This window comes from Hassallia byssoidea VB512170 (assembly GCF_000817785.2).
Classification (GTDB): Bacteria; Cyanobacteriota; Cyanobacteriia; order Cyanobacteriales; family Nostocaceae; genus Hassallia; species Hassallia carrinoi.
In genome coordinates, this window is record NZ_JTCM02000203.1 from 1 (window position 1) to 4,228 (window position 4,228).

At 41.5% G+C, this 4,228-nt stretch carries 5 protein-coding genes; 2 read left to right on the plus strand and 3 right to left on the minus strand.

Going from position 1 to position 4,228, the window contains the following annotated elements; translation table 11 throughout:
• Nucleotides 1–428 (plus strand): urease accessory protein UreG (ureG, locus tag PI95_RS34675; RefSeq protein WP_039747296.1); only part of this gene is annotated, 428 nt, incomplete at its 5' end.
• 85 nt (nucleotides 429–513) lie between these two features.
• Here ureG and PI95_RS34680 read toward each other — a convergent pair.
• From PI95_RS34680 to PI95_RS34690, 3 genes are all read right to left on the minus strand, one after another.
• On the minus strand, nucleotides 514–1,128 hold the full coding sequence (locus PI95_RS34680; protein ID WP_039747295.1) for a PEP-CTERM sorting domain-containing protein: 615 nt from the start codon (nucleotides 1,126–1,128) through the stop codon (nucleotides 514–516).
• 460 nt (nucleotides 1,129–1,588) lie between these two features.
• A complete protein-coding gene (locus tag PI95_RS34685) occupies nucleotides 1,589–1,762 on the minus strand; it encodes a hypothetical protein (protein ID WP_163519474.1) in 174 nt (57 codons plus the stop codon).
• Between the two features lie 245 nt (nucleotides 1,763–2,007).
• On the minus strand, nucleotides 2,008–3,504 hold the full coding sequence (locus PI95_RS34690; protein ID WP_236117334.1) for a right-handed parallel beta-helix repeat-containing protein: 1,497 nt from the start codon (nucleotides 3,502–3,504) through the stop codon (nucleotides 2,008–2,010).
• A 540-nt stretch (nucleotides 3,505–4,044) separates the two neighbouring features.
• Here PI95_RS34690 and PI95_RS34695 point away from each other — a divergent pair.
• Nucleotides 4,045–4,228, plus strand: a 184-nt coding sequence (locus PI95_RS34695; protein WP_373695735.1) for a GTP-binding protein, incomplete at its 3' end; no start/stop codon positions are given.

The following is a 4,228-nucleotide window of genomic DNA, read 5'->3' on the forward strand; positions in this document are numbered from 1 at the left end:
GCGATCGCATTTTGGGTGTAGAAACTGGTGGTTGTCCCCACACAGCTATTCGCGAAGATGCTTCGATGAATTTAGCAGCAATTGAACAGTTAGAAGTACGTTTTCCTGATTTAGATTTAGTCTTTTTAGAAAGTGGTGGCGATAATTTGGCAGCTACCTTTAGTCCGGAATTAGTTGATTTAACTATTTACGTTATTGATGTTGCTGCTGGCGATAAAATTCCTCGCAAAGGTGGTCCCGGCATTACTAAATCTGATTTATTAGTGATAAATAAAATTGATTTGGCTCCCTATGTCGGTGCAGATTTAAATGTCATGGAACGCGATGCTAAAAAAATGCGCGGTGAGAAACCTTTTATTTTCACTAATTTAAAAACGCAATCGGGATTAGCAGATATAATTAAGTTTGTATCCACTAATATTTGTTAATAAGTCAATGCGCTACATGCAGTATAAGGGCAAAAAGGGTAAGACTAAGTAAGTTTTACCCTTTACCCTTTAACCTTACAAATTGTTAATTATATTGCCGCTTCCGCTTCAGAAGTGAAATTGTGCCTACAGACAACGTTAAAATGCCTAACATAGAAGCTGGTTCAGGGACAGGCGTAATTTTTGTGAAGGCATTTATCGAAGATAAGGTAGCCCCTGTGGGAGTATTGATAAGCGCGAGTGCGGAAGACGGGAGCGCAGTGGATAGATCGGATAAAGCATCCGAGCGCAGCGAATTCGCACTGTAAGCGAACGTAGCCAAAAATTGAGGATTGCTAGGATTGAAATTTTGAAAATTATCAAAGCCGATTACGTCTGCACGCAAGCCACTATTATCCGGTCTGAAGAAATCACGTCCCACTACAATTGAGTTGGAAGAACCTGTAAAAACATCTTTTCCTACATTGATAGTATATTTTGAACTCGCGTTTCCATAAAAAGTGCCGCCATCGGGTGTCACACCCGGTTTGATTGAGTCATCAAAGACAAAGTTACCGTTAACGTTTTCACCGGTTTCTTGAGCGTTGAACTTAAATTCAAAGTTGAAAACAGAAGCTTGAGCAGGAGCAGTACTTAAAGTTTCCAGCAATGTAAACGTTGCTCCGACAATAGCCATTAATAATTTGTTTTTGGCATTCATAGAAATTAATACTTCAAAAGGTAGATGTTGGCAATGAAGAAACTTCAAACTGCTTGGTGTGGCAATTGCAGATCTTCGTGTTTCGATTCAATTAGTCTCGCCAGCCAGTGAAAACTGATATTGATAACTGTCAGTATCCTATTTAACAATATGTTTTAAAATGTCATCAAAATTGAATTATATTTAGAGAAATTTGATAGATTTTTCGTTTGTTATGATATTACTGAATAATATTTAATTTATTCAAATTTAAGTAAGCGTATTTTTTCTCTTTGGGCATTGCCCACCCTACTCTTAAAATGCACGCAGCCAAAATCCTGTTAGGCTATTAGTCTGTCCCAGCCTAACTCCAAGTGGGATTTTCAGCATTGACAGCTTTTTTTGTAATTACAAACAAGAAATTGTTAGCATCTTTCAAGTCAGTCATATCTAAAATAAAAAATACCTTACCTTAAGTAAATCACACGGGCAGGTAAGAAGTGGAATTATCCGATTTGCCATCTTGTTTGACGATACCATCGGTTGCTACGCATTTACGAAATGCAGGTTTTAGGGTTGCTACCCAGGTAACGCTGAAAGGATTGGTAGAAGCGATCGCATTTCTTAGGCATTTGTGGAAGATAGGGTAGCTCAAATTGCAGGCTATGCTCCTTCTTCATGAGAAACTTTAGCGGGAAAGAGCGATTCCACGGTCATGTAAATCCGTATTTTGCGGAATCGCTCCTTTTATTAACAACGATTAATGGATAAGTGCAAGTGCTTCTGTGCATCAAAAACACACTTCAGACGCAATGCACCCAGTCTACCTTCATACAATACTTGCCCGATCCATGATATGTTGCTTTTTTCATCAATGCGGCAGCGTTATTAACGGGGAATTCAATACTCGTAGGCACCTATATCAACGCCAGCACCTTGGTTTCGTGGCTTGCCATCCTTATCGATCTGTGCATACTGACCAATTCCTGGAGAGCCAATATCAATTGCTTTAGAACCAGATGTGAGATGGAAATTATTGCCATCTAAACTGACAAACCCAACCGACCCAATCTTAGTGTTGTCACTAGCTTTCAGGTTTCCAAGTCCACTCCCACCATCGTAGAGTTTCTCAAACTTATCCGAGAATAAGTTGTGATCGATGGTCAGGTTGTCCACATCTTCAATAGACCCATTCCGGTATTTGCTATCGGTAAAGATATTGTTGCGAACCAGAATGTCACGAGTTTTATAACCGCCAAGGTTATCCGTACCATCGATGACAATGGCTTGGACATTCTTGGCAACGGTATTGTTGACAATCTCAACGTCACTAACATTACTGCCAACGGCAATTCCTTGACCACCATTCACTCCCTGTATTCCATTGCCATAGACAACGTTGTTGTAGACTCGGATATCAGATACATCCCCTTGACTCCGAACTTCATCTGCAATCACAATTCCATCAGCAGTGTTATTGAAGACAACATTGTCATAGACATCAATGTTAAACATATCAGCACGGTTGCCATCAAGGTAGATGGCAGGACCACCGTGGTAGCCCCCAGGTTTCCCAGAGACCAGTGCTTGACCAGTTACAGTGTTGCCGTGAATCGAGCCATTGCGGGAACCAGTTTTGGCATCGATGCCTTCGCGTTTACCCTCTTTGAGCGTATTATTGGCTACCTCAAAACCATCGACACCCCAGATGCTCAGTGCCTCCTGCGTTCCATTTTCGTCACCGTTGCCCTGCCATCTCCAGTTGGCTCGTTCAACGGTATTGTTGAGTACCTTGATATTTTTACTGGTAATCTCGGCTTCCCCACCACCATAGTAGGTTTCAGGCATGACGATGATACCTGAGGCACCCGTCTGGTAGGTATGGTTGTTTTGGACAATCATGTTGTTGGCATCACGCAGAGAAATTCCAGCCCAGGAAGTGTTCTCAATGCGGAAGCCTTCGATGTCCCAATAGCCCTTGCCAGCTGACTGGATAACTCCTTCCCGGAAGCCACCGTTGATAGGGTCAGGGTCGCGCAATGTAACGTTACCATTGGCTTTGAGTGTGATATGACCCGACTCACTATTACCAGATTTACCAAGGGTGATTAGCTCAGTGTAAGTACCAGGCTGAACCAGGATAGTATCACCTGCCTTGACGATATCTTCATTAACCGCATGGTTAATAGTTTTCCAGGGCTTAGAGCTTGTACCTGGATTGTCATCACTACCGTTTGTTGAAACATAGTAGGCAGACTTATTATTGGCTGGAGAAGCTATGGATAGACTGCTTGCTCCATTCATAGTTTGAATGGGGTCTACTAAAGGGTGAAAAGAATTGCTGATAGCATCCACCAAGACATTTGCTTGAAGCTCACGAGATTCTCTAAAGTTCAATGTTTTGCCTCCATCAAGTTCTTCGTTAACGTCGTAACTGGAAATGACGCAATCAAAGGCAGGACCCTGTTTAGAGCAATCAAAAAAGCCCTAAAAGCTCTATGAGCTTTGGTTATTATTGGAGCAGAGCATTTTTTCCCTTAACTTTTATGACCACAAGAAATGCTTCTGGTCATAAAATTCAAAGGAAGAGAAACTCAAATCACTCTGCGGTAAGAATTAGGTAAATGCTTGATTAGTTCTGGGCGATCGCCATTGCTTTTGAATCTATAGACATAACTTGGCTGAAGCACCCTAGAAATTAAAAGGAATTTCCTTCCCCTGTAGATTGTATGAGAACTTACGCCAAACGTCACTAGTAAGTGAAGATTTTTTAGTTGCTCCCATCTGGAAATCCGCCTGTAGACTATGTTTACGCATTGGCAGAAAATTTTTGCATTTTGTCATACCTAAGTACAAAGTTGTCTATTTTACGAATATTTTTTCTTGTATACAGGCATTCTTCTAAAGACTGCTGCTGTCGTTGGGTCGTGTAAGGGGATGCGTGAAAAATATAATATTGCCGTTGTGACGAATGATATGTACACTCAGGAGGATGCACAATTTTTGATGCGTTCTCAGGCTTTGAGTGGCGATCGCATTTTGGGTGTAGAAACTGGTGGTTGTCCCCACACAGCTATTCGCGAAGATGCTTCGATGAATTTAGCAGCAATTGAACAGTTAG